Here is a 26,712-nt window from a genome sequence, read left to right as displayed (position 1 = left end):
AGCGGATCGGCGTCAGCCGGTCGGCTGGTCGAAGTCGGCTTCGACACTGTTCTCACTCCCGATCAGCAGGCACACCATGGGGCGTTCGTCGTCACCCGGAAGACCGAGCAGCTCGATGATTTCGTCGTGGTCGAGCCCCAGCACCGCGCCGGAACCGAGGCCGGCCGCCGTCGCGGCCAGGGAAGCGGTCTGCAGCACGCTGCCCGCTTCGGCGGTCAGGATCCGGTAACCCCGCCGGCCGTAGCGGGCGAGCACGCCGCCGAGCCTGCCGGTGACGACGACCGTGGCGGCGACCTGGTGGATGGCGTAGTTCGGCAGCTTCGAGCCGATCCGCGTCAGCGCGTCGGTCCACGAGCCCGCCTTTCCCGCACCGTGCGGCCGCAGCGCGTGGCGGTCCCGGTCGTAGCGGTACCCGCCGGGGGCCAGCCCGGCGACGTGGGTGGCCAGCACCCAGAGCCGGGTCCAGCCCTCCGGCGAGTCGTCCGGCAGGACGTCGGTCCGCCGCGGGCCGGCGTCGCCGGCCGCGCTCAGGACCCGCCCCAGCTCGGCCAGTGCCACCGGTGGCGTGGCCGTGAGCCCGCCGGCGCTCGACCGGCGGCGCGCGAGCAACGCGCTCACCGGCTCCCGCCGTCCTTCCGGCGGGAGCGGCGGCAGCGCCACGACCGGCCCGGACGGCGGATCCGCCCCGGCCGGCACCGGGTTGCGGAGGCCGGCCGCGGCCGGCGCGGTGAGCATGGTCGCCCGGTGGACGTGTTCGGCCCACGCGAAGTGCCGGACCGTGCGCGAGGCCTCGACCGCCGACGGCAGCTCGCCGAGCCGCGAGCCGGCCGGGACCGGCCCGCCACCGTTGCCCGGCAACGGGATCACGGCCAGCACGCTTTCGTCGTGGGCGTCGAGGCCGAGCAGCCCGTTGAGGGCGTCGTCGTCGAACCAGAGCAGGCTGCGCAGCGGGAAGCCGATCCCCCGGCCCAGGTGCGCGATGCTGGCCAGCAGCGCGCCGAGGTCCATCGAGCCGACGTGGTAGCCGAAGTTGGCGTACTTGAACAGGGTGCGCCAGAAGCGCGCGGTGATCACCAGGTGGTGCGCCGCGGATCGCGCGTCGGGGTGCGGGACGGCCCGCGCGACCAAACCGGTCACGTCGTCGTCGGCGATGCGCTCGAAGGCGTGGTGCGACGCCGCGTAGTGCCGGATCCCGCCGGCGGACAGCCAGTAGATCTCGAGCGGGTACAGCCCGCCGCCGCTGGCCGTCCCGCGTGCCCAGTCGGCCGCCGCGTAACTGCCGTACGACCCGGCGAGCCGGTTGGAGTCGAAGCGGAACCGCCGCCGCAGGGGCCCGTACGCGTGGTGGAGCAGCCAGCCGAGCGCCTCCGGGGTGAACCCTGACGTCGGCGTCACCGCGCCGGCCCCGAACGGCTGTTCCGGCGGGGCGGCCGGGTACGGCAGCGGTTCGAGCGGCGCTCCCGGGTAGGTCGAGTGGATGAGCGGGCGATCCGCCCAGTCGGGAACGTAGGCGGCCGGCGGCATCGGCGTCCGGACGCGGTTGCGCGCGGCGTCGGCGAACGCCCGGACGGTCGCGGCCGGCCGGTCGGGGACCACCTCGCGGCGGATCGTCACCAGCGGCGGGACCGGCACCGGCTCGACCGGCTCCGTCCGGCCGGTGCACACCGGGCAGCCGGCGGAGACCGGCAGCCGCACCGTCCGCAGGGTGCGCAGCTCCTGCGCGACCGCCACGCCGGGTGCGTCCCCGGTGCCGATCCCGGTGAGCAGGCCGAAGGCGGCGTAGCCGAGCGAGCCGCCCAGCATCCGCGCCACCAGCGGCGTCAGCGGCACCGGCCCGGTCGACGGGTCGTCCGCCTCGTACCCCAGCCGGGCGGCCGCGCAACCCGGGCAGCCCGGTTCGCCCGGCCGCCACGCCGGGCCGAGCACGGCCCAGTCCCCGACGACGCCGGCGGCGAGCAGCGGCGGGTCGCCCGGCCGGGCCGGACGCGCCGGCCGGGTCAGCGCCGCCGGGCCGCCGGCTTCGACGCAGCGCAGGACGACGTCGTAGCCCGGTTCCGGTGCGGCGCCCCCGATCCGCAGGTCGCAGCCGATAGCCCGGCCGCGCAGCCGGGCCACCTCGGCCTCGAGAGCGGCGGCGTAGGGCCAGCCGCCGTCGTCGGGGTGGACGGCGATGTCGGCCGCTCCGTTGCGCAGCAGGACCGACACCGCCGAGTACAGGGCCGCACCCTGGCCGGTGGCCAGGACCCGGGCCGTCCGGAAGCGGTGGAACCGCTCCTCGGGGCGGTCCGCCAGGTGCAGCAGGTACCGCAGCTGGGGCCGGAACAGCCGGGCGACCCGGCGGTCCAGCAGGTCGGGCCGCTCCCCCGCCGCGGCGTCGAGCAGGACGCCCCGCTCGAGCAGCGCGGCGACGACCTCGTGCACCACCTCCCGCCGCCGGGGCGGCAGGCCGCGGCAGATCTGGGCCACCGAGTACCGTCCGGTCAGGTACGGCAGCAGCCGTTCGACCACGTCGTAGGCGGCGGCTCCGGCGAACCACGCGTTCGCGTCGCCGGCGTCCAGGTACGCCCCGCCCTCCCGGCGGTGCACCACCGCGTCACGCCGCAGGAGCGGCCGGACGACTCGCTCGTCGGTCTTCGTTCCGGTCATCGCTGTCGGTCCATCTCATCCGAACGGGTGGGGGTACAACGTCAGCTCGTCGTGCTCGCGGACCGCGGGCGCCCGGCCCAGCTCGAAGGGCACCCGCAGCAGCCTCGGCAGGCCCACCGTCCGCTGGTGGACGAAGCCGAAGGCCATCGGCAGGGCACCCGGGACCACCACCTTCGCCGCGTGCAGTCCCAGGTGCTCCCGCGTCCAGGGATCGGTCTGGTCCACCACGACGGTCTCCAGGCCGAGGCCGGCCCACCGGGTCACCGTGCCGGTCAGCACGGTCGTCAGGTCCGCCGTCCGGTTGCGCGGCGCGGGCCAGACTTCCTGCCACGGCGCGGGATCGCCGTCGTGCAGCAGGAAGTCGTAGCGCGGGCGGGCTTCGGGCAGCGAGTGGAGGGCGACGTGGTCGTCCAGGGTCCGGACCTCGGTCGGCTCGGCGAGCATCTCGAGGAGCCGCTCGCGGCTCCGGCTCCGCCGCGCCACGACGGCGTGCGTGAGGACGCCGACGGCCGCCTCCTGGGCCGCCGCCGCCAGCGCGGTTCGCGGGTCGTGGTGGGCGCCGGCCGCGAAGTAGGCGTGCGGCTTGGCCGGATCGTCGGTGCGGCTCAGCGCCAGCGAGACGACCGTGGGCACCCCGAGGTCGTTGGTGGCGTCGAACAGGAGAAGGTCGTAGCCGGCCTCGTCGAGCCGGTCGGTCAGGTGGAAGACCCGCTCGTCCTCCGGGAGCTCGACCCGCTCCAGCGGGGTCCGCGCGTACCAGGCCATCAGGAAGGCATCGCGTTCCGCCACTTCGAACAGGCCGTACAGCACGGCTTCTTCCAGGCTGTTGCCCAGGCCGCAGCCGTTGGAGGTCTCGTCGACGAACCGGGGTGCGTCCGGCGCCGACGGCAGGCCGTAGTACGCGATGTTCGCCGGCACGGCGACCGCGGATTCCCAGGTCATCGACCAGCCCCGCACCCAGCGGGTCCGCAGGTCGGGCCGGTACGGCGTCACCCGGGACGCCGGGTGGTGGTCGTAGCGCGGGTCCGGCAGGCCCAGGCTCGCCGGGTCGACCGCGCGGCCGGGGCCGAGTTCGGCGAAGGACGCCGACAGCTCGCCGTTGCGGGTGAACGGCTGCAGCGCGAGCCGGCGTTCGACCGCCTCGAACAAGGCGATCCGCTCGGCGCCCTCCACGGTGTCGGAGCGGCCGTAGCCCCACTCGAAGTCGCCGTGGAAGGCCATCGCGGCCGACGCCGTCACCGCCGGCAGCGGCTCGGGGAACGACCGCACCGCGACGACCGGGCCGAACCGCGGCTCGACCAGGTGCGCCCGCAGCCGGGGCAGGGTCGCGAGCTCGTTGGGGCCGCGCAGCAGGCCCGGCACGGGAAGCGGCCGGGGCACCGGTACGAACGGCGCCGGTTCGCCGTCGGCTTTTCCGGCGCGTTCGGCGCACGCCGGGCAGCCGGGCCACGGCGGCACGCGGTGCGCCGAGACCGTCGCGTCACTGCCGTCGATCAGCCAGACCGTCCCGGCCGCGGCGACCGGATCGCGGCCGATCTCCGCCACCAGCGCTTCGGCCACCACCCGGCTCATCGGGGTGAACGCCCCGGTGAAGGCCGGCGGCTCCACGAATCCGGGCAGCGCGTGCGTGTGCAGGCGGGCGGTCTCGACGCACTCGACGCACCCGGCGGCTCCGGGGCCCACCAGCGGGCCGAGCACGGTGGTGGCGCCGTCGTGGCGCACCGGCAGCGTCACCGCTCCGGCGTCCTCGGCGCGGCGGGCGAGCCGGCGCAGGTCGGCCACGCACCACGTCGAGAAGGCGACCACGAGCAAGGTGCCGCCGGTCAGTTCTTCGTCCGGCGACAGCCAGCGTCCTGCGTGCTCAACCATGGTCGGCTCCTTCTCCGCGGATCACGAACCCGCAGCCCACCAGCCCGGCGGCCAGCTCGCGGGAGCCGGTCAGGCGGGCGGGTCCGGGATGCCGTCCGGCGGGCACCAGGCGGCGCATTGCCTGCTGCAGCCGCATTTCGGTGGCTTGCCGGAGTTCGGTGGCCGGCTGGGGTTCGAACCACGGGGTGGCGCCGCAGACGGTGCCCGGCCGGTCGTCGGCGGGTGCCCCCGCGCGGCGCGCTTGGTGGCGCGCGGTCGCCAGGAACAGCGCCGCCATCGCCGCGGTGCCCACGTCGGCCTCGACCGCCCAGCCGAGTTCGTGGCCGTCGGCGTCGACCCGGGCCACCTGCACGCCGTCCGCCAGCCGCATCACGGCGCAGCGGGCGGGCACCCCGAAGCGCACGGTGAGGGCCGTCCACCACCGCCGCGCCCGCGGATCGGCCAGCCAGCCCCGCTCGTCCTCGCGCCCGGCGACGGCCTGCCGTCCGACGGTGTCGAAGACCGCGCGGCGCAGGAGCACACCGTCGGCGTGCGGTCCGCTGATACCGACGGCCGGCCGTCCGCCGAGCATCAGTTCGGCAGCCCGCACGGCCGCATCCAGCCGCGCGGCGGCGGGCGAGAGCCCGACGCCGAGCGAGGTGCGGCAGATCGCCAGCCCGGCGGGAATCTGGGGCAGGGCACGGGTTTCCGGGGCGGGCAGCAGGCCGAGGTACCGGTCGCAGAGTGCCTCGAGCAGCTCGAGCCGCAGCCCACCGGCTTTGGCGGGCACCGGCCCGCCGAGCACCCACGGGTGGTGACGCACGGACACGGGCTCGGCGGTCGCGATCAGCACGGTCGGCCAGGTGGCCCCGGAGAAACCGCGCGGGCCGAGCGAAAGCCCGCCAACGGCATGGACGACCCGCTGGGCCGCGGCCGCCCCGACGGCAGCCGCGACCAGAGCCGAGGGCGCCCCACCGGAAATGCGGAGCCGATCGGCAAGCCGAGCGGCCACCGAGCCAGGGTCCGCTCCGGCGGCGCCCATCGGCTCGGGCCCGCCAACCGCCACCGGAATCGAAGGCACGGCATCGAACCCGACAGACACCGCCCCGCATTCCGACCCGGCGGCCACCACCGACTCCGGCGCCGCGGCACCACTCCCGCCCGCCACTGCCCCCGCAGCCACCAGCGGCCCCGGCGCCGCAGCATCCGCAGCGCCGACCTCACCGCCCACCGGCCCCGCAGCCACCACCGACCCCAGCCCCGCGGCACCACTCCCACCCGCCGCCGATCCAAGCTCCTGCCCAGCAGCAAGCACCGCTGCCGCCGCCGCACCACTCCCACTGCCCACCGGCCCAGCAGCCGCCACCGGCCGGAGCCCCGCAACACCACTCCCGCCCGCCGCCGACCCAAGCTCCTGCCCAGCAGCAAGCACCGCTGCCGCCGCCGCACCACTCCCACTGCCCACCGGCCCAGCAGCCGCCACCGGCCGGAGCCCCGCGGCAACACTCCCGCCCGCCGCCGATCCAGGCTCCTGCCCAGCAGCAAGCACCGCTGCCGCCGCCGCACCACTCCCACTGCCCACCGGCCCAGCAGCCGCCACCGGCCGCAGCCCCGCAACACCACTCCCGCCCGCCGCCGACCCAAGCTCCTGCCCAGCAGCAAGCACCGCTGCCGCCGCCGCACCACCCGCGGCACCACTCCCACTGCCCACCGGACCCGCAGCCACCACCGACCCCAGCCCCGCAACACCACTCACGCCCGCCGCCGATCCAGGCTCCTGCCCAGCAGCCGCCCGCCCCAGCGCCGCGACCCCGAACCCACCGCCCAGGCTCCCGTGCATCGCCGGGTGGGTCACGAAACCGTGCTCGCGCCCGGCGGCCGCCACCACCGTCGGTGCCCCCTCCGCGCCCGCCGCACAAACCGTCACCAAGCGCGGGTCTCCCGCCGCCGGGCCCGGCCGTGCCGAGACGCCGGCCATCGCGAATGCCTCGTGGGCCGCCGCGGCCACCGGGCCCTCGCCCAGCACCGTCACTTCCGCCTCCGTGAGGCGGTGGCGGGCCTGCTCCGGGTGCGCCGCCGCCTCGTCGAGCCAGCCGGGCGCCGGCGGCTGCGGTCCTTCCGCCAGCAAACCGTGTTCCGACAACGCTTCCACCAGCCGGGCCGCCGCTCGCCACGGTCCCGGGCGGGCCGCCAGGCCGGCGACGGCCTCCGCCGGGATCCCGGTTCGCAGGGCCGGGCCGAGACGTTGCCACAGCCGCCACAGGTCGCGGCCTCCGTCGACCGTGACCGCCGTCGTCCAGCCGCGGACGTGGATGCCCGTTTCCGTGGGCGTCGCCCGCACCAGCGGCCGGAGCCGCAGGAACGCCGTGGATGTCCTCATCGGACCGGCTCCGCCCCGAGCAGCTCCTCTGCCGTGACGCCGGTCAGCTTTTCCACGGCCGCGCAGACCAGGGCGGCGGCCAGGTACCGCTCGGCGGGCGTCACGTCCGCGACCGCCAGCAGCTGGTACAGCATGTTGGTGCAGAAGCGGTCGATCTCGAACCACCGCCGCTCGCCGGCGGCCGGCCTGCGGTGCCGCAGCGATCGGTGGAACTCGCTGACGTCGTCGCCGTACTGCCCCCGCACCGACGGGTCGGCGAACGCCGCCGCCAAGCGAAGCAGGTCCGCGCGTGAGGTGTTGCGCACGGCGTCTTCGCTCTCCGCCGAGGCCAGCGCCGCCATCCGGCGCGCGGCCACGCTCCACCGGTACCACGCGTCGGCAGGCGAACCGGCCGGCCTGCTGCCGCGGACCGCCGAGACCAGGTCGCAGATCCGGTCCCCGTGCCGCGCCCACACCTCGGCGTGCTTGGCGCGCCTCGCCCCGCCCGGGTCGTGGTGGTGCAGGTAGTGCTCGAGGTGCGAGCGGAACGACAGCTGACCGTCGGCGATGCCGAGCGGCCACGCCTCGGCGTTCGCCGCCAGCGCGACCACCGTGGCCCGGACGCGGGCGCCTGCCGAGTCGCCTCCGGCGCCGACCTCCGCGAGCGTCGCCGCCAGGGCCGGCAGGCCCGCGCGCAACAACGCCGCCTTGGTGACGGCGGTCGCCGGCCAGCCGGGGGCGCGCGCCAGCACGGCCGGATCCGGGACTTCCGTGCGGACCGTGTTGTCGGCGACGAAGGGCTCGTAGGGCGGCGGGACGAGCTCCGCGCGGCCGGCCGCGACCGACCGGTCGAGCAGCTGCCGCCGGTCCAGCTTCGCGGTCGACGGGAACGCCGAGACGTGGCGGGCCAGCCGTCCGGTGAGGGCTTCGGCGGCGGACTCCACCGAAGCCCGCGGTCCGTCGAGCCGGACGCGCACGTGCGGCCCGTGCAGCCAGCCGCGCTGCAGGTGGGCGGTGACGCCGTCCGGCAGGTCCGCCAGCGCGGGCAGCACGGCGTCGCGCAGCAGCGGCGCCTTGACGTCGTCGTAGTGGTAGACCACGACATCGAGCGAGCCGGACACGGGTCATCCGCTCCTTCGGTAGGTTTCGACGATGAGCTCGACGGCGCGGCCGTCACCCGGTCCGCTGCCCGGCTCCGGGAGGGCTTCTTCGATGCGTGCCGGACCTTCGTGCCGGCTCAGCCACGCGCGCAGGCACCGCAGGTGCAGCGCGCTCCGCAGATCGGCGAAGTGCGGTTTCGTGGCCGTGAGGTACTTCCGGAGGACTTCGGGATCGGTGCCGAACGGCGGCCGGTCGGCACTGCGCAGGAACGCGGTGCCCGGCAGCCCCAGCCCGGCCGACCAGCGCGCGACGGCGTGCACCGGGACGTCGCCCTCGGCCCGGAGCTCGGTTTCCCACTCCGCGACCGTTTCGGTCTCGAGCGTCCAGGAGCGCCGGGCCAGCACCAGGCCGCGGTAGCGCAGCCGGGGCCGCCGCCGCACCGGCCGCCCGGCGAACCGGAGCGGCTCCACGGGCGCGAGGTGGCCGAAGGTCGCGAGGCTGGTGCCGAGGTCGAGGTACAGCGGGATCGCCCGGTCGGGCAGCACCGGGGCGAGGACGAAACCGAGGTACAGCACGTTGATCGCCTCGCCGGTGCCGCGCACCCGCAGGTGCACGGCACCGGTACGGGGATCGTGCACCAGGTCCAGGTCGTCGGGCCGCAGCCCGGCCCAGGCCGGGTCCTCGCCGACCTCGTCGGCGAACAGCAGCGGGTGCACGTTCACGTTCGACTCGACGACCGGCCGGTACTGCACGATCCGCCGGTCGCCGAGGGCCGCGCGGGTGCTGCGGGTGATCCGCTCGGCCAGCTCGGGGTCGAGCCAGTGCAGGAAGCGGCTGCTGTAGCGGCCCCAGCCGTCGCCGACCTGGTTGACGCACCACTGGACCGCTTTCCGGGGGTCCGGGAGCGCGCGCCCGGCCGGCTGGACGAAGTAGGCGTGCGACGCCGAACGGCACCGCAGCCAGGCCGGCAGCGCGGCGGCCACCTCGGCGAGCACGGGGTCCGGAATTTCGACCTCGCCGTCCCGCACGGCGCCCGCCCGGACGGCCGCAGTGACCTCCGCGCGCAGCGCGGCGAGGTCGGTGAGCTCGGGCGGCAACGGCTGCTCCCCCGGCGAGACGGTGCCGTCGGCACCGACCCGGCCCGCGGCCGCCCACAGCTGCGCGGCCTCCGGGACCACGTCGATCAGCCGGCAGCGGCCGCCGGCGTCGAGCAGCCGCCGGCGCAGCAATGCGCGGAGGACGACCGCCCCGTCGAACAGCTCGGTCAACGGCGCCAGCCTGGCCAGGTCGTGCCGGACGTCCGAGCCGAACGCCCGGCCGAGCGCGAACCGGCCCCGGAGCACGACGTCCTCCTTCACCGGCGACACCGGGCGCCCCAGCGGCGGCGCCCCCACCAGGGAGCTGAGCCGGGCCCAGAGCCGCTCGAGCCGTTCGTCGGCCGCGTGCCGGTCCCGCGCCGCCACCCCGGCGTACGCCCGGCTTTCCCGGCCGACGCTCCGCAGGATCGCGGCCTCCTCGGGGCAGCCGGCCCGATCGGCCCAGTCCGCCAGTGCGGGCAGCGGGTCGAGCGCCTGCGGGTCCACCGGGGCCGACGGCACCAGCAGCTGCTCGTCGGCCAGCCGGTCGAGGTAGCCGGTGACCGCGGCGGCGGCGTCCTCGCCACCCGGCAGGCGGCCGGTGACCTCGGTCAGCAACGAGCCCAGCCGGACGCCGCCGGTCCCCGCGGCGCGGAGGCGGGCCACGACGACGTCGAGGGTGGCGGTCCGCGGCAGCCGCACCCGCTGCTCGATGCTGCCGATGTACCGGGCGGACACCGCGGGGCGGTCCCGCCGGAACGTCACGTGCCCCGGTTCGAGGGTCAGCCCCGGCGCGCTCCGGTGCGGTACCTGCCAGCGGACGTCGGGGCGGGCGAGCAGGGCCCAGAGCACCCAGCTGAGCAGCCCCTGGTCGGGCCGGGTGACCGCCCGCCGGTCGAGCCGGCCGAGGGTGCGGTCGCCGTGGTCCCACACGCCCCAGCCGACGGCGGTGTACCAGGACCGCGGGCTGGTCTTCGTGGTGGCGCGCAACGCCTGGCGCAGGATCTTGGGTTCGGCCTTGCGCACCCGGGCTCCCGGCGCCGCCCCGGCGGCCGCCGCTCGCTCCAGCCCGTACAGCAGGTCGGCGCCGGAGGACGCGGCCGCGCGGCGGAGCGGTTCGGAGGCGCACACCGCGGCCATCGCGGCCCGCTCGTCCGCCAGCGCCGGGCCGGCGTGGCCGGCCAGCTCCCGCCGCAGCCGGTCCCGGTCCTCGACGGCCGCCAGCCAGGCGGGCAGGGCGGGCACCCGGGGGTGCAGCACGGCGGCGGCGTCCTGGAGCGCCCGCGACACCGTCCGTCCATTGTGGATGTTCCGCCGGAGCGGCAGGACGACCTGGCGGTGGAACCGCTCGGAATGCCCCGGCCGGGACCGGTACAGCTGTTGTTCGAGCTCGGGAACCAGCCGCGCCAGGCGGAGTTCGCACGCCGTCAGCGCGTCGAGGAGGTCGCGGAAGGTCTGCATCGCTTCGGTGGCCGGCCAGTACGGCAGCGCGGAAACCCTTACCAGCGCGTGGGATGCGACCACGACGTCGCTCCCGGCGAGGACCGGTTCCCGTTCGCTCAGTGTTCGTGCCATTCCCGCCTCCCCCGCGGTCGAGGGGTGGCACCCCCGCGTGCGGAGGTGCCACCGGTTCCGATCGTCACGTCACGTTGCAGTGGCGGCAGGAGCCGCTCTGCGGGCAGGCGCCACTGGACGAGGCGCCGGTCTCCGGCAACGCCACGGTGTCGCGCAGCGAAGTCACGTCGAGCTCGTCCAGATCGAGGTCCGAGAGCTCGAGGTTGGCCATGATTTCCATTTCATCTCCCTTCACCAGCTCGGGTTCCGGCACCGGGCCGGTCAGGAGTGCGACCCGGATCGCGGTTCACCCTGCCAGCGGCCGCGGCGCCGGGAATCGGTAGTGACTGCCCAACTTCCCGGACCGTCCACAGGGGAATTGCCTAGGCCGATGCCCAGCCGCGCGGCCGCGGCGACGGCCTCCCGCCGCGACCCGACCGAAAGCCTCATCAGCACCGCGGCCACGTGGTGGTCGACGGTCCGCACCGAAATGCCGAGCGCGGCGGCGATGTCCGCATTGCTCGCGCCGTCGGCCAGGTGGCTCAGCACTTCCCGCTGCCGGCCGGTGAGCACGCACGGGCCGGAAGTCCCGGCGCGGGACGGGTTCGCGAGCCGCAGCCGGGCGGCGGCCGCCGTCGCGCCCAGCTCGTCGAACAGCCGGAGGGCGCGCCCGTCGCCGGCCGCGCCCAGCGCCTCCGCCTCCTCGAACGGGCAGCCGAGCGCGGCCCACGCCGCGGCGGCCTGCCGCCAGTTCCCGTGCAGCATCAGCAGGTACGGCTCGGCGTACCAGTCCGCCACCGGCGGCGCCGCCCCCGCGCGGTGCAACCACCACGCGAGCTCTCCGGCGCGCCAAGGATGCCGTTGGTCCCATGCGGTTTCCAAGGCCCGGCGCAGGGGCGCCGGGTCGGGGATGGCGAAGTCCCGCCACCAGCTCTGCTCGGCCGCGGCCACGGCGGCTTCGGCGGCCGGCTCGCCGCCGTGGCCCGGCCCGACCGGTCCCTCCGGCGGCAGGCCACGCCGGGCCCGGATCCGCCGCAGCACGGAACCGGCCAGCGCCCCGGCCTGGTCACCGGTGCCGGCCACGGCGACGGCGTCGGCCTCCGCGTCCGCCCACGCCCCGTGGTGCAGGTGCAGCAGCGACCGCACGGCACGAAGGCGGCGGCGGGTGCCGGGATCGGCGGCGGAATCCAGCGCGCGGGCGATCGCGGCGCCGGCCCGCGCCCGGTCCCGGGAGACGGTGTACCGCATCGCCGAGCAGGCCACGTCCGCAGCCGGACCGGCCTGGTGGACCGGGCCGCAGGCTTCCCGGACGACCCGGCGGGACAGTTCCTGCCGGAAGGCCAAGCGCCCGTCCCGCAGCACGAGCAGTCCCGAAGAGAGGCAGTCTTCGAGCGCATTCCCCGGCGTCCCGGCGGCTTCGTCCAGCCGCCACGGTTCGACGCCGTCCGGGTGCGCGGCGGCCAGCCGGGCCACCGCCCGCCCGTCCTCGGACAGCCCGGCCAGCCGCGCGAACGTCAACGCGCGGATGCGCGGCGGGACCTCCAGCGTGCCTGCCGCGAGCAGTTCCGCGGCGCACAGCGGGTTGCCGCCGGACAGCTCGAACACCGGGCCCGCCTCGAGCCCGGACGGCCGGGCGAGCTCGGTGACGGCGCCGAGGGACAACGGCGGCAGCGTCACGGTCGTGACGTGCTCCGACGGGAGCTGGGCGAGGGCGTGGTGCAGCGGGTGCAGCGGGCCGAGCTCGTCGTCCCGGTAGGTCAGCACCAGGACCAGCGGCAGCCCGGCGATCCGCCGGCCGAGGAACACCGCGAGGTCCAGCGCGTCGTCGTCGCCCCAGTGCAGGTCCTCGAAGACCAGGACCGTCCGGTCCGGCCCGCGCGACACCGCGTCGAGCAACGCCGTGGGCCAGGCCGGGTCGCCGTGCGGGGCGGCGAGCAGGTCCGCGACCTCGCCGCCGGCGGGCGACGAGGTGTCGCGGCGCAGCGGGGCCGGCGGCCGCCGCAGCGGATCGCACAGCCCGACCCAGGTGCCGGTCCGGCCGCCGCATTCACCGAGGAAGTGCCGGACCAGGGCCGACTTCCCGGCGCCGGCCTCGCCCCGCACCAGGACGACGTGCCCGCGGCCCGCCAGCGCCCGGCGCAGCGACCCCAGCTGGGCCTCGCGCTCCAGCAGCGGCGGTCCCAGCGGCGCACCGCGCCCGGACGCCACCGGATGAAGGTGCTGACCAGCCACCATCGCGAGCCTCCCCTGCCCCCGGCTTTCACCGGCGCATCATCGGGCCCGCCGTCGACAACTCTTCGACAGTCCGTCGACAGTGCCGGTGTCAGTGCCGTTCTCAGTGCCGTTCTCAGCGCCGGTGTCAGGGGCCGAAGAGGATGTGCCGCAGGACGCGGGCCAGGTGCCCGGTCAGCGCCGGCACCGGCAGCTCGGCCAGCGGCCCGGTGCGGGCGATGTACCGGTTGACGGTCACGCCGATGAGCTGCGCGCCGAGCATCGCGACGCGGGCGGCGACGTCTTCGCCGTCGATGACCTCGCGGTAGGCCCGGATGCTGCTCGCTTCCATCGCGCCGTACAGCTTCGCCGCCGCCTGCTGGTCGGAGGCGATGCTGCGCAGCAGGACCACGAGCGGGTCGACCGCGGCGTCGGCCTCCATCCGCGTCACGTAGGCCTGCGCGACCCGCTCGGGCAGCGTTTCCGGGTCGCCGGCGATCACCGCGTCGAGCTCGCGGTGGCCCGGCACCGCGGCGAGGAACAGCTGCTCCTTCGAGCCGAACTGGCGCAGGACCAGGCCGTGGGTGACGCCGGCGCGGGCGGCGATGTCCCGCACCGTCGCGCGGGCGAAGCCGCGTTCGCCGAAGCAGGTGCGGGCCGCTTCCAGGATGGCCTGGCGGTGGCCTTCCGGGTCGCGGCGATGGGGTCGTCGGGTCACCGCCCCAATTTACCAAGTGGTCAACAAGCGGCTTATGCTGCTTAATGACCAAGTGGTCAACAAGACCCGGAGGAGAGCTCATGAGCACCACGATGATCATCGGCGGCACCGACGGCCTCGGCCGCTTCATCGCCCAGCGGCACGCGGACCGGGGCGGCACCGTGGTGCTCGCCGGGCGCGACGCCGGCCGCGCCGAAGCCGTCGCCAAGGAGATTTCGCCCACCGCGACCGGTTTCGGGCTGGACCTCTCGCGACCGGAGACCGTCGCCGCCTCGGCCGCCGGCGTGCCGTCCCTCGACCACCTGGTCATCACGGCCAGCCACCAGCGTCCGAACACGTTGCGGAACTTCGACATCGCCGAGGCGATCACCGCGGTGACGACGAAGCTGGTCGGTTACGCCGAAGCCGTCAGAGTGCTCCGAGAGCACTTCACGCCGGAGGCTTCCGTCGTCCTCTTCGGCGGCCTGGCCAAGGAGCGGCCCTACCCCGGTTCCACCGTCATCACCACCTTCAACAGCGCCGTCACCGGGCTGGTGAAGACCCTCGCCGTCGAGCTCGCGCCGCACCGGGTCAACGCCCTGCACCCGGGTCTGGTGGGCGACAGCCCCCGCTGGCGTGACGCCGACCTCGGGGCGCAGGCTTCGCGGACGCCCATCGGGCGGCTGGTCACCATGGCCGAGATCGCCGACGCGACCGACTTCCTGCTGGGCAACGGCGGGATCAACGGCCACGACCTGTTCGTCGACGGCGGGTTCCTGACCCGCTGAGCCCGGGGCGGGGCAGCACACAGGGACTTCCGGGCAAACTTTTGTCAGCCCTCGTCTTCACCCGATGGTGTGGTGTTAACTTGCGCCACAGACAGAGAGCGTTTCCCCGACTCGGCCGCGACGGCACAAAGCAGTACCGGTTCGCCCGCCCCGCCTGGAAAGGCCGTCCCCGATGCGTGTGTCCGCCCCGCTGTCGTCCGGTCAGCAGCGCCTTTGGACAGTTTCCCAGTTGGACGGTGCCGGGCCGGCCTACAACGAGACGATGGCCTTCGCCCTGCGGGGGCCGCTTGACCGCGAAGCGCTGCAACGGGCCTTCGCCGCCCTCGCCGACCGCCACGAAGCCCTGCGCACCCGGATCGTCGTCGAGGACGGGAGCCCGGTGCAGGTGGTCGAACCCGCCGGCCACGGGTTTCCGTGCGTCGTCACCGACGTCACCGGGCGGCCGGCCGAAGCGGCCGAGCTGCGGCGCCGGGAGGCGCTCGAGCCGTTCGACCTGACGCGGGCGCCGCTGGCGCGGGCGCGGGTGCTGGTCGGGGCGCCGCCCCCCGGTCTCCACGCTACCGGGGAGCACCGACAGTTCCGGGACGGCGACGAGGAACACGTCCTGCTGATCACCGTCCACCACGTCGTCTTCGACGGCTGGTCCCGGACCCTGCTGCTGCGCGAACTCGGCCTCCTCTACGCCGCCGAGTCGAGCGGCGCGGACGCCGGCCTGCCGCCCGCGCGGCCCTACCGCGAACACGCGCGGGCGCAGCAGGACTGGCTGGCCGGCGACGGGCCGGCGCCGCACCAGGCCTACTGGCGGGAACGGCTCGACGGCGTCCCACCGGTGCTGGAGCTGCCCGCCGACCGGCCGCGGCCGCCCCGGCAGGACTTCCGCGGCGCGCGGGTGCCGGTGCGCCTCGGGCCCGATCTCACCGCGCGGCTCAAGACGGTGGCGCGCGAGCATGGTGTCACGCTCTACTCCACCATCCTGACCTGCTGGTACATCCTGCTATCCCGACTTTCCGCGCAAACTGACATCGTTGTCGGCGTCCCGGCCGCCAACCGCGGCGCCGCCGGCGAGCACCCCGACACGCTCGGGTTCTTCGTCAACACCCTCGCCGTGCGGGCCGAGCTCTCGGGTGCCCGCACCGGGGCCACCCTGCTCAAGGAGGTCCGCGCGGCCCTGCGGGGCGCCATCGGCCACGTCGAGCTGCCGTTCGAACGGGTCGTCGAGCTCGTGAACCCGCCACGCAGCCCGGCGCACACGCCGCTGTTCCAGACGATGTTCGCCTGGGTGCCGACCCAGCGCGACCTGCTGGAACTGCCCGGCGTGACCGTCGAACCCCTCGACGTCGAGCACGCCCCCGCGAAGTTCGACCTCGCTCTCGGCCTCGCCGACGAAGACGGCGACGTTCTCGGGCACCTCGACTACGCCGTCGCCCTCTTCGACCACGCCACCGCCGAGCGGTACGCCCGGTACCTCGTCCGGCTGCTGGACCAGCTGGCCGCCCGGCCGGACGCCCCCATCGCGGAGCACGAGCTCCTCGACGACGCCGAACGCCGCGAGATCCTCACCTCCTGGAGCACCGGGCCGCGGCCGAACCGGCGTCCGGGTGGGCTGGTCGACCGGTTCACCGCCCACGCCGACACGACCCCGGACGCCCCCGCGCTCGTCTGCGACGGCCGCACGCACACCTACGGCGAGCTGGACCGCCGCAGCACGAAGCTGGCGAACGCGCTGCGCGCCCGCGGGGCCGGCCGGGGCCGGGTCGTCGGCGTCCTCAGTGGACGGTCGAGGGAGCTGGTCACCGCCGTGCTGGCCGTGCTGAAGACCGGGGCCGCCTACCTCCCGCTCGACCCGGCCCAGCCGGCCGCGCGGCGGGCGGCGATGGTCGAGGACGCGTGCCCGGTGCTGGTCCTCGGCGCCGACGTCACCAACCTCGACGCTCTCGAGGCCGAAGGCGACGAAACCCGGAGACCGGCCGGAACCGAGCCCGGCGACACCGCCTACGTGATCTACACGTCGGGCTCGACCGGGCGGCCGAAAGGGGTCGAGGTCACCCACCACAGTGTCCTCGCCCTGTTCGACCAATGGCTCGACCGCTTCGGGGCCACCCCCGGTGAAGCGACGTCGGCCTGGTCGAGCATCGGCTTCGACGCCTCGGTGCACGAACTACTGCTGCCCCTGACCACCGGCGCCGTGCTGCACGTCGTGCCCGAGGACGTCCGGCCCGATCCGGCGGCGCTGATGGCGTGGCTACGGGAACACCGGGTGGTGCAGGCGTTCCTGCCGCCCGCGTACGTCCGGTGGGCCGACGAAGATCCCGCGCGCCTGCACGGGCTGGCCCTGCGGCAGCTGCTCACCGGCGTCGAACCATTGCCGGAGGCCGCCCTCGCCCGGTTCGCCGCGGCGCTGCCCGGCCTGCGGATCTGTTTCGGCTACGGGCCGACCGAAGCCACGCTCTACGCCACCGCGCACTTCGACCCGCAGCCACGCGACCGCCCGGCCCCGATCGGACGCCCGCTGCCCGGCTCGCGGCTGTACCTGCTGGACGACCGGCTGCGCCCGGTGCCGCCGGGCGTGGCGGGCGAGGTCTTCCTGGCCGGCGACTGCCTGGCCCGCGGCTACCTGCACCGGCCGGGGCTCACGGCCGAGCGGTTCGTGGCGGACCCGTTCGTCCCCGGCGAGCGGATGTACCGCACCGGCGACCTGGCCCGGTGGCTGCCCGACGGCGAAGCAGAGTACGCCGGCCGCCGCGACGACCAGATCAAGCTGCGCGGCTTCCGCATCGAACCCGGCGAGGTGACCGCCGCGCTGCTGGCCGTCCCCGGCGTGCGGGAAGCCGCCGTGCTGGTGGACCGCGAAGGCGAGCCCCGGCTCGTCGCCGGCGTCGCCGGGGAAAGCCGGACCCCGCACGAGTGGCGGGCCGCGCTGGCCGGGCGGCTGCCGGACTACATGATCCCATCGGTGTTCGCCGGGTTCGACCGGCTGCCCCTGAACCGCAGCGGCAAGCTCGACCGCGACGCCGTGCTGGCCCGCGCCCGCTCGAGCGCGCCCGCCGCGGTCAACACCACCGCCCCGCGCGACCACGTCGAGCTGGCGCTGCTGAAGATCTGGCGGGACCTGCTGCTGCACCCCGCGATCGGGGTCTCGGACGGCTTCTTCGACGTCGGCGGCACGTCGATCTCGGCGATCAAGCTGGCCCACGCGATCGGCGCGGAATTCGGCCGCGAGCTGCCGATCCGGGACGTCATCCTGCACCCCACCATCGAGGCGCAGGCCGCGCTGCTGCGCGCGGACCGCCCGCCGGAGAGCGGCAGCCTGATCGAGTTCCGCCGCGGCGACGGCGACGCCCGGGTCGTGTGCGTGCACCCGGCGGGCGGCACCGCGTTCTGCTACCTGCCGCTCAGCGCCGCCCTGCCCGAGGACGCCGGGGTGCTCGGCATCCAGTCCCCCGGCCTCAACCCGGGCGAAGAACCGCTCCCGAGCGTCGAGGCGATGGCCGAGGAGTACCTGCGGCTCGTCGGCCCGCGCCCCGGGGAGACCTTGGTCCTCTGTGGACTTTCCTACGGCGGCCTGGTCGCCTACGAGATGGGGCGGCGGCTCGCGGAGCACCACCCGCGCGTGAGCGTCGTCCTGCTCGACACGACCGCCACCGACGACCCGGCCGCGAAGGCGGCGATCGAGCCGGTGCCCGCGGCCGAGTTCCGCGAGAAGCTGGTCCGCTTCAACGGGATGTACCCCGGCATCGAGGACGCGCAGATCGAGCGCTACCACCGCACGTACAACCACAACCGGCGGACCGCGCGCGAGCACGATCCCGGCGAAACGGCCGCGCGAGTGGTGTTCGTGCAGGCCGTCGGCGAGGACACCGTCCCCGGCGCCGCCGAGTTCTGGCGCCGCCGGGCCCGCGGCGGGTTCGAGGTGGTCCCCGCGGACTGCGGGCACTGGGACATGCTGGAAAGCGACGCGCTGCCGCTGGTCGCCAAGCTGATCTCGGCCGAGCTGGCGGCCCGATGACCTCGATCGCCCGCCGCGTCCACGACCGGGCCCAGCGGCACCCGGACGCCCTCGCCGTGTCCGACGGCACCCGCCGCCTCACCTACGCCGAGCTCAACGCGGGCGCCGCCGCCGTCGCGGACTCGCTGGCCCGCCGGGGAGTCCGCCCCGGCGACGCGGTCGCCGTCGCCCTGCCGCGCTCGGCGGAACTGGTCCAGGTCATGCTGGGCGTGCTGCGCCTCGGCGGCCAGGTCGTCCCGCTCGACCGGCTGAGCCCGCCCGCGCGCCGGGACGCCATCCTCGCCGACGCGGGCGCGGTCGCGGTGCTCGAGGACGAGCTGCCCGACCTGATCCCGGTCGAGGCCGGGATCCCCGAGGAGCCCGCGCCGGCGTCGTTCCTCTTCGCCACCTCGGGCACCACGGGCCGGCCGAAGGGCGTCGAGGTGCGCGACGCCGGGATCCTGCGCCTGGCCGAGCCCGGCTGGCTCGACATCGGCACCCGGTTCGCGTGCCTGGCCAACCCCGCCTTCGACGCGCTCAGCTTCGAGGTCTGGGTACCGCTGCTGACCGGCGGCACGTGCGTGGTCCTCGACGACGAGACCGTCCGCGACCCGCAGGCGTTCGCCGACGCGCTCGTCCGCGAACGCATCGACACGATGTTCGTCACCGCGACGCTGTTCAACGCGGTCGCCGAGACCGTGCCGGGCAGCTTCTCGACCGTGCGCCGGGTCGTCATCGGCGGCGAGCAGCTCAACGCCCCGCTGATCCGCCGCTGGTACCGGGCCAACCCGGAGTCGCCGACGCGGCTGCAGAACGGCTACGGCCCCACCGAAACGACGACCTTCGCGCTCAGCTACACCATCCCCCGCGGCTTCGACGGCGACGTCGTGCCGATCGGCCGCCCGCTGCCGGGCACCGGCGCGGTCGCCGTCACCCCGGACGAGCGCGTCGCCACCGAAGGCGAGGTCGCCGAGCTGTACCTCTCCGGCGCCGGGGTCGCGCTCGGCTACCGCGGCCTGCCCGCGGAAACCGGGCAGCGGTTCGTCCGGCTGCCGTGGCTGGACGAGGGCCGCGCGCGGTTCTACCGCACCGGTGACCTGGTCCGGGTGCTGCCGGGCGGGCGGTACGCCTACGTCGGGCGCACCGACCGGCAGGTGAAGGTCCGCGGGTTCCGGATCGAGCCCGGCGAGCTGGAGCAGCGGCTGCTTTCGCACCCGGAGATCCGGCAGGCCCACGTGGCCGTGCGCCGCGCGGCCACGGCCGAGCTGCTCGCCTTCGTCGTGGCCGGCGAGCTGTCCTTCGACGCGTTCGAAGCGCACCTGGACGAAACCGTGCCGTCCTACATGCGGCCCCACCACGTCTTCCGCGTCGGCGAGCTGCCCCGGAACGCGAACGGGAAGGTCGACGAAGCCGCGTTGCTGGCGGGCGCGTTTTCGCCGTGGCGGCCGGACACCGGCGGCGAGGCGACCGAGTGGGAGCGCGAAGTCCTGGCCGTGGTCACGGAGATTCTCGACGTCCCGGACCTCCGTCCCGGCGACACGTGGCTGCGGTCCGGGGGCGACTCGCTCAAGGCGCTGCGGCTGCGGTTCGCGATCCGGGAGCGCTGGGGCACGGACCTGCCGCCTTCGGTCGTCCAACGCGGGACCTTCGCCGACCTCGCCGCGGCCGTGGCGGCCGCCGGGCGGGCGGCCTACCCGGACCCGGCGCCGCCGACGACCGCGCCGACGGCCCCGGCCACCAGCGAACAGCAGCGGCTTTGGCTGCTGCAGCAACGGAATCCGGCTTCCACGGCCTACCACGTGCCGCTCGCCTTCGAGGTCACCGGCACCCCGGACGTCGACACCCTGCGCCGGGACGTCCGCGCGCTGGTGGAGCGGCACCTCGCGCTGCGCACCGCGTTCGAAGCGACCGCCGACGGTCTGCGGCAGGTGGCAAAGGCGCCCTACGACCCGTGGACCGAACCCTCCGGCGACTTCTTCACCGCGCCCTTCGACCTGGCCTCGGGCCGGCTGCTGCGGGCCGCCTGGCGACCCGACGGCACCCTTTTGCTGTGCCTGCACCACATCGCGGTCGACGGCTGGTCGCTGAACGTCCTGTTCCGCGAGCTGTCCGGCGCCGAGCCGCGGCCGGACGCGTACACGCCGTTCGACTTCGCCGCGTGGCAGTCCCGCTGGTTCGCCTCCCCCGGCTACCGCGACCGGCTGACCGACCGGGTCGACGACGCCGAGCCCCTCGGCGAAGCGTCACTGGCCGGGCGCCTGCACACGACCCGCATCGACCGTGCGCGCGTCGACGAGTGGGCCGCCGAACTGGGCCTGACGCGGTTCCAGCTCCTGCTCGGCGTGTTCGCGTGGAGCCTCTACGCGGTGACCGGGCGGACGCGGCCCCGGATCGCGGCGCCGGTCGCGAACCGGCCGGTGCGGGCGTTCGAAGACAGTGTCGGGATGTTCGCCAACACCGTCCGGCTGCCGCTCACCGTGGACCCGGGCGAGGACCTGGCCGCCCAGCTCCGCCGGCTGGGCGAAGCTTCGGGTGCGGCGCTGGACGGCCAGGACGTCGCCTTCGCCGACCTCGACCCCGGCTACGCGGCCTTCGACTACCTGTTCGTCCTGGAGAACACCGACTTCGGCGCGCTGAGCCTGCCCGGCTGCCTGGTCAGTCCACAGTGGATCGAAGCGGCCGAGGCGAAGTGCGCGCTCACCCTGTCGGTGGTGGAACGGCCGGACGGCTTCGACTGCCTCTGGGAATACGGCGAAGGCCACTTCACCGAAGCCGAAGCGACGGCCCTCGGCGAAGTCTTCGACCGTGCCCTGCACGGCGACGCCCGGACTCCGGAGCGCCGTGACAACGGCCGTGGTGCCGAGGCCGTCCTGACGTGGGAAACCGTGGCCGAGGGCTTCGCGCGGCAGGTCGCCCGCACGCCCGGCGCGCCGGCGCTGAGCGGCGACACGACACTGACCTACGCCGAACTGGACGCGCACGCGGCCCGGCTCGCGGCCACCCTGCCCGAGGACGCCACGGACATCGCGCTGTACTTCCGGCCGTCGGCCGAGCACGTCGTGGCGCTCCTCGCGCTGGCCCGGCGGAACATCACCGCCGTGCCGCTGGATCCCGCGTACCCGCCGGAACTGCTGCACGCCATGCTCGCGCGCGTCCGGCCGCGCTGTGTCCTGCTCGCCCCGGGCGAAACGTTCGAGACCGACGTCGAACAGCGGTACGTCACGCTCGGCGGCGGGCCGGTGCCGGACGTCCCGGCCCGGCACGCCGGACGTCCGCTCTACACGCTGTTCACCTCGGGCTCGACCGGGGTGCCGAAGGGCGTGCGCGTCCCGGACCGCACGCTGGCCAACCTGCTGCAGTGGCAGGACGCGCCGCCCGCGGTGACGCAGCAGTTCTCGATGCTGTCGTTCGACGTGTCGTTCCAGGAGATCTTCACGACCCTCTGCGGCGGCGGACGGCTGCACCTGATCCGGCCGGACTGGCGCCACGACGTCCCGGCGCTGCTGGCGCAGCTGGACACCGCCGGCATCGAGCGGATCTTCCTGCCGTACGTCGCGTTGCAGCTGCTGGCCGAGCACGGCGTCCGGCTCGGGCGGTACCCGGCGCGCCTGCGAGACGTGATCACCGCCGGCGAGCAGCTGGTGTGCACGCCGGCGATCCGCCGCTGGTTCGCCGGGCTGCCCGGCGCGCGGCTGCACAACCACTACGGGCCGACCGAAACGCACGTCGTCAGCGCGCTGACCCTCGACGGCGATCCGGCTTCGTGGCCCGAGCGGCCCGCCATCGGCCGTCCGGTGGCGGGCGTGGTCCTGCGGGTCGCCGACGCGTCCGGTGCGCCCCTGCCGGCGGGGCAGATCGGCGAGCTGCTCATCGGGGGCCTCCCGGCGAACCGCTGCTACCTCGGCGAAGCGGCTCCCGAGAAGTTCGCCGAGCTGCCGGAGCTGTACTACCGCAGCGGCGACCTCGCGCACTTCGACCGCGCCGGGCTGCTGCACTTCGACGGCCGGGCCGACCGGCAGGTCAAGCTCAGCGGCCACCGCCTCGAACTCGGGCAGGTCGAGGCGGCGCTGCTGCGGCACCCGGACGTCGTCAACGCCGTCGTCGCACCGCAGGGCGACCGGCTCGCCGCGTTCCTGGAGTGCCGCCGGACGCCGTCCGCGGCCGAGCTGGCGGATTTCCTGGTGCCGCTGCTGCCGCCGCACGCGCGGGTGGACCGCTTCCGGGTCGTCGGCACCCTGCCGCGCACGCCCAGCGGGAAGCTGGACCGGGACGCCGCTCCCCTGGCACCGGGGACGGACCTCCGCCGGGCGGCGGAGGTGCCGTCGAGCGAGCTGGCGGTGCTGTTCGAAGAGGTGACCGGGGCGCCGATCGGTCCCGACGAGACGTTCTTCGCCGCCGGCGCGAGTTCGCTGTCGCTGATGAAGTTCCACCTGCGCTGCGCCGAAGCCGGGTACCGGTTCACCGTGGCGGACCTCTTCGAGCACGTCACGCTCCGGGACCTGACGCGGCACCTCGAAAGCGGCCCGGCCGCCGCCGCTTCGTCCGCCCGTGCCGCGGCCGACGAGCCGGTGGCCGTCGTCGGCATGGCGGTGCGGCTGCCCGGTGCGCGGGACCTGGCGGCGTTCTGGGACCTGGTCGTCTCGGGCCGTCGCGGCATCGAAGAGTTTCCGGCGGCGGACGGCCTGGTCGGCGCGCGCAGCCTGCTGGCCGATCCGCTGGCGTTCGACCCGGAGCACTTCGGGATCAGCCGGCGCGATGCGGCGCTGATGGACCCGCAGCAGCGGCAGCTGCTGATGGCGTGCGTGGAGGCGCTGGCGCACGCCGGGATCACTTCGGGGGCCGGCGTCGGGCTGATCGCGGGTTGCGGTGAGGACACCTACTTCCAGCAGCTGCTGCGCGAGGCCGACCCGGCCGCGCTGCCGGACGGCTTCCAGCTGGCCCTGCACCACGAGAAGGACTTCCTCGCCACGAAGGTCGCCTACCACCTCGACCTGACCGGTCCGGCGCTGACCACCCAGACGGCGTGCTCGAGCTCGCTGGTCGCGGTCCACCAGGCGGCGGCGATGCTGCGCGGTGGCGAGGCGGAGGTGATGCTGGCCGGCGGCGTGCTCGTCGACGTCACCCTGGCCGAGGGGTACCGGTACCGGCCTCAGCACATCTTTTCGCCGGACGGGCACTGCCGCCCGTTCAGCGACGACGCGGACGGCACGGTGGGCGCGAGCGGCGTCGGCGTGGTGGTGCTGAAGCCGCTTTCGGCGGCCCGCCGGGACGGCGACACGGTGTATTCGGTGATCACGGGCTCGGCACTGACCAACGACGGCGCGGTGAAGCAGGGCTACAGCGCACCTTCGCCCGCGGGCCAGCGCGCGGCGATCCGGGCCGCGCTGCGGCGGGCCGGGCGCTCGGGCGCCGACGTGGGGTACGTGGAGACGCACGGAACGGGCACCCGCCTCGGCGACCCGATCGAGGTGGCGGCCCTGCGCGAGGCGATGCCCGACGTCTCGACGTGCGCGCTTTCATCGGTGAAGAGCCAGCTCGGCCACCTCGGCGCGGCGGCCGGGGTGGTGGGCCTGATCCGGGCGACGTTGGCGGTGCACCACGGGGTGGTGCCGCCGACGGTGGACTTCCGGGCGGCCAACCCGGCGCTGGACCTGGGCCCGTTCCGGGTGCCGACGGCCGCCGAACCGTGGCCCGCGGGCCCGCGGGTGGCGGGGGTGAGCAGCTTCGGCATCGGCGGGACGAACGCGCACGTGGTGCTCGAGTCGGTCCGCCCGGGTGCGCCGTCGCGCCCGGAACCGGTGCGGTGTCTGGTGCTTTCGGCCCGCAGCGCCGCGGCCCTGCGGCTCGACGCGGCCCGGGTGGCGACGTACCTGTCGGCCCACCCGGAGTCCTATGTGGACGTTCTACGGCACCTGCAGTCCGGCCGGCCGGATGGTCGCTGGCGCATCGCGGCGGCCTGCGAAGACGCGGCCTCCGCGGTCGAGTACCTGCGCACCGCCGAACCCCGGGAGGCATCGGCCCCGGGCTCGGCGCCGGCCGGCGAAAATGCCGCGGAGCGGGCGGCCGCCTGGTCGGACGGCGCTTCGGTCGACTGGGGTCAGGCCCCGGCTCCCGCGCCGTGGGACTTCCCGCCGCCGGCCTTCGACGCCCGGGACTTCGACTTCCCGCGGCGGGCCGCCACCACTCGCCTGCCCGAAGCCGGCTGGCTGCACCAGCCCACCTGGGTCCGCCTCCGCCGGGCGGCGAGCGCCGCCACGACCGGGCGCACCCTCGTCATCTCCGGTGAAGGCCCGTTGACCGCGCCCGCACTCGACGCCGCCTACTCGCGCGTCGTCCGCGTGCACGCCGCAGACCGCTTCGCCCGCCGGGGCCCCGGCGCCTTCGAAGCCGACCCCGCCGACACCGCGCAGCTGCGTCAGGTACTGGATTCCCTGCCGGGCGCCGAAATCGACTGGCTCCACACCCTGCCGCTCGGCATCACCGGACCCGTCGGCGAAGAATCGCTGAACCGCGCGAAACGGGCCTGTGTCGACACCCCCGCCGCCCTCCTGCGGGCCGCCACCGGCCGTCCGGTCCGGACCTGGTGGGTCTCCGCCGGCGCCGCGCCCGCGAACACCGCCGTCACCCGCCCGGAGGCCGGGCTGCTGGCCGGCATCACCGCCGTCGGCCCGCAGGAAAGCGGCGTCCCCGGCCACTGGGTCGACCTCGAAGACAGCGCTCTCGACGCCGTCGCCGACCTGCTCACCGGCCCGACGCCGCCCGCCCGGGTCGCCCGGCGGGCCGGGTTCTGGTGGGCCCAGGACAGCGCCCCCGTCGCCGCCGCGGAACCCGGGACCCCGGCCGACGGGACCTACCTCGTCCTCGGCGGCACCGGCGGCATCGGGACCGCGGTCGCCGAAGAACTGCTCACCCGCACCACCGGCCGCGTGCTCCTGCTCGCGCGCCACCCGTACCTGCCCGAGTCCCTCGAACCGTGGGCCGATCGCGTCGAGCTGCTCACCGCCGACCTCACGCGGACGTCCGCGGCGGACATCCCCGGCCCGCTCACCGGGATCGTCCACGCGGCGGGCACCCCGGCCGGTGGCCTGATCGCCACCCGCGGGGCAGGCACCCAGGGCGTCAAACTCGCCGGCGCCCTCCTCGTGGAAGACCTCATCGCCCGCGACCGGCCGGCGTTCGCCGTCCACTGCTCGTCGCTGTCCGCGCAGTTCGGCGGCACCGGGCAGCTCGACTACGCCGCCGCCAACGGGTTCCTCGACGCGCTCGCCCACCGCGACGGCCCGACGGCCCGCCTCTCGATCGCCTGGGACGTCTGGCGCGACAGCGGCATGGCCGTCACGGCCCTGGAAACCGACGCCCGGCACCAGGCCCACCTGGCCGTCGGCCTGACCGACGACGAAGGCCGGCGCACCTTCGCCCGCGCGCTGGGCACCGGGCTGCCGCAGCTGCTGGTCGCGACCACCGGCCTCGACGCCGCCCGCGGGTTCCACGAACGCGACACCACGCCGGCGGCGAAACCGGCCGAAGCGGACCTCACCGAGGAGGTGCGCGCCCTGCTCGGCGTCGCCGAACTCGACCCGGACGTCCCGCTTTACGACCTCGGCGCCGATTCCCTCACCCTGCTGGACGTCGTCGATTCGGTGAAACGCCTGTACCGCGTCGATCTGGACCTGGCCTGGCTGGGCCCCGAGGTCACGATGGCGGCGCTGCTGGCGAAGCTCGGCGAAGCCGCCGACGCCGACGAGGTGGTCGTGCAGGTCTGGCGCGAAGGCACCGGCGGCCAGGCCGTCTGCCTCGTGCACCCCGTCGGCGGGGACGTCCACGCCTACCGGCCGCTCGTCGAGGCCCTGCCGCCGGAACTCGGCGTCTGCGTGATCGCCGACCCGGCGCTGAGCAGGCCCGAACCGCCGGGGTGGTCCGTCGAGGACCGGGCCGGCCGCTACTACGCGGCGCTGCGGAAGCAGGTCCCGGGCCGGACCTGGCAGCTGGCCGGGTGGTCGTTCGGCGCCTGGGTCGCGGCCGGGATGGCCGCCGAGGCCGAGGCGGCCGGGCAGCCGGTGCGGGCGCTGCACCTCATCGACCCGCCACCGCCGGGCGCGAGCGCCGCCGGCTACAGCGAGGCCCAGCTGGAGACGGTCTTCGAACGCGAGCTGGGTGCTTCGGGCGGCGCGGCGGGCGAGCACGCGCGGAGGCTGGCCCGCGCGTGCCGGGCCAACCTCCGCAGCATGGCCGGGCACGCGCTGCCCCGGCTGACCGCGACACCCAGCCACCTCTGGCTCGCCACCGAACCCGAACCCGGCCTGCCGGTGGCCGACCGCGACGGCTGGCGGGAGCTGCTGCCCGAGCCGAGCCGCCGGCACGAACTGCCCGCCACCCACTACAGCATCGTGCGCACCCCGCACGTCACCGAACTGGCCGCCGCCATCGGACGGTGAGACCCACCGGAG

General features: G+C 75.4%; 11 protein-coding genes. 3 read left to right on the top strand and 8 right to left on the bottom strand.

Going from position 1 to position 26,712, the window contains the following annotated elements; all coding sequences use genetic code 11:
- Positions 1–12: 12 nt before the first annotated feature.
- The 8 genes from ACWEGE_RS07790 to ACWEGE_RS07755 form a co-directional block, all read right to left on the bottom strand.
- On the bottom strand, positions 13–2,646 hold the full coding sequence (locus tag ACWEGE_RS07790) for a nitroreductase family protein (protein WP_449659660.1): 2,634 nt from the start codon (positions 2,644–2,646) through the stop codon (positions 13–15).
- A 15-nt stretch (positions 2,647–2,661) separates the two neighbouring features.
- A complete protein-coding gene (locus tag ACWEGE_RS07785; protein ID WP_449659659.1) occupies positions 2,662–4,515 on the bottom strand; it encodes a TOMM precursor leader peptide-binding protein in 1,854 nt (617 codons plus the stop codon).
- On the bottom strand, positions 4,508–5,506 hold the full coding sequence (locus ACWEGE_RS07780) for a hypothetical protein (protein WP_449659658.1): 999 nt from the start codon (positions 5,504–5,506) through the stop codon (positions 4,508–4,510). Before ACWEGE_RS07780 ends, ACWEGE_RS07785 begins: the two co-directional genes overlap by 8 nt.
- Positions 5,507–6,870: 1,364 nt before the next feature.
- Positions 6,871–7,974 carry a hypothetical protein gene (locus ACWEGE_RS07775; protein WP_449659657.1) on the bottom strand — a complete coding sequence of 368 codons (1,104 nt, stop codon included), beginning with the start codon at positions 7,972–7,974 and terminating at the stop codon, positions 6,871–6,873.
- Positions 7,975–7,977: 3 nt separating this feature from the next.
- Positions 7,978–10,605 (bottom strand): lantibiotic dehydratase, encoded by a 2,628-nt coding sequence (locus ACWEGE_RS07770; RefSeq protein ID WP_449659656.1) that lies wholly within the window; start codon positions 10,603–10,605, stop codon positions 7,978–7,980.
- A gap of 64 nt (positions 10,606–10,669) precedes the next feature.
- Complete coding sequence (locus ACWEGE_RS07765; RefSeq protein ID WP_449659655.1) at positions 10,670–10,825, bottom strand: thiazolylpeptide-type bacteriocin; 156 nt, start codon at positions 10,823–10,825, stop codon at positions 10,670–10,672.
- Positions 10,826–10,866: 41 nt separating this feature from the next.
- On the bottom strand, positions 10,867–12,792 hold the full coding sequence (locus tag ACWEGE_RS07760) for a LuxR C-terminal-related transcriptional regulator (RefSeq protein WP_449659654.1): 1,926 nt from the start codon (positions 12,790–12,792) through the stop codon (positions 10,867–10,869).
- Positions 12,793–12,943: 151 nt separating this feature from the next.
- Entirely contained in the window at positions 12,944–13,513 is a 570-nt protein-coding gene (locus ACWEGE_RS07755; protein WP_449659653.1) for a TetR/AcrR family transcriptional regulator, read from the bottom strand.
- 80 nt (positions 13,514–13,593) lie between these two features.
- Here ACWEGE_RS07755 and ACWEGE_RS07750 point away from each other — a divergent pair, with 80 nt between their 5' ends.
- From ACWEGE_RS07750 to ACWEGE_RS07740, 3 genes are all read left to right on the top strand, one after another.
- Positions 13,594–14,280, top strand: a complete 687-nt coding sequence (locus ACWEGE_RS07750; protein ID WP_449659652.1) for an SDR family oxidoreductase — start codon at positions 13,594–13,596, stop codon at positions 14,278–14,280.
- Positions 14,281–14,452: 172 nt separating this feature from the next.
- Positions 14,453–18,286 (top strand): non-ribosomal peptide synthetase, encoded by a 3,834-nt coding sequence (locus ACWEGE_RS07745; protein WP_449659651.1) that lies wholly within the window; start codon positions 14,453–14,455, stop codon positions 18,284–18,286.
- On the top strand, positions 18,283–26,700 hold the full coding sequence (locus ACWEGE_RS07740; protein ID WP_449659650.1) for an AMP-binding protein: 8,418 nt from the start codon (positions 18,283–18,285) through the stop codon (positions 26,698–26,700). The genes ACWEGE_RS07745 and ACWEGE_RS07740 overlap by 4 nt, the downstream gene beginning before the upstream one ends.
- Positions 26,701–26,712: the final 12 nt, after the last annotated feature.

The organism is Amycolatopsis sp. NPDC004747 (assembly GCF_053601335.1).
This window is presented reverse-complemented; position numbering and strand designations above follow the sequence as displayed.

What these genes read in the sequence shown, in the direction of transcription:
- ACWEGE_RS07790 (WP_449659660.1), bottom strand. Translation starts at nt 2,646, where the DNA reads ATGACCGGAACGAAGACCGACGAGCGAGTCGTCCGGCCGCTCCTGCGG.
- ACWEGE_RS07785 (WP_449659659.1), bottom strand. Translation starts at nt 4,515, where the DNA reads ATGGTTGAGCACGCAGGACGCTGGCTGTCGCCGGACGAAGAACTGACC.
- ACWEGE_RS07770 (WP_449659656.1), bottom strand. Translation starts at nt 10,605, where the DNA reads ATGGCACGAACACTGAGCGAACGGGAACCGGTCCTCGCCGGGAGCGAC.
- ACWEGE_RS07765 (WP_449659655.1), bottom strand. Translation starts at nt 10,825, where the DNA reads ATGGAAATCATGGCCAACCTCGAGCTCTCGGACCTCGATCTGGACGAG.
- ACWEGE_RS07750 (WP_449659652.1), top strand. Translation starts at nt 13,594, where the DNA reads ATGAGCACCACGATGATCATCGGCGGCACCGACGGCCTCGGCCGCTTC.
- ACWEGE_RS07745 (WP_449659651.1), top strand. Translation starts at nt 14,453, where the DNA reads ATGCGTGTGTCCGCCCCGCTGTCGTCCGGTCAGCAGCGCCTTTGGACA.
- ACWEGE_RS07740 (WP_449659650.1), top strand. Translation starts at nt 18,283, where the DNA reads ATGACCTCGATCGCCCGCCGCGTCCACGACCGGGCCCAGCGGCACCCG.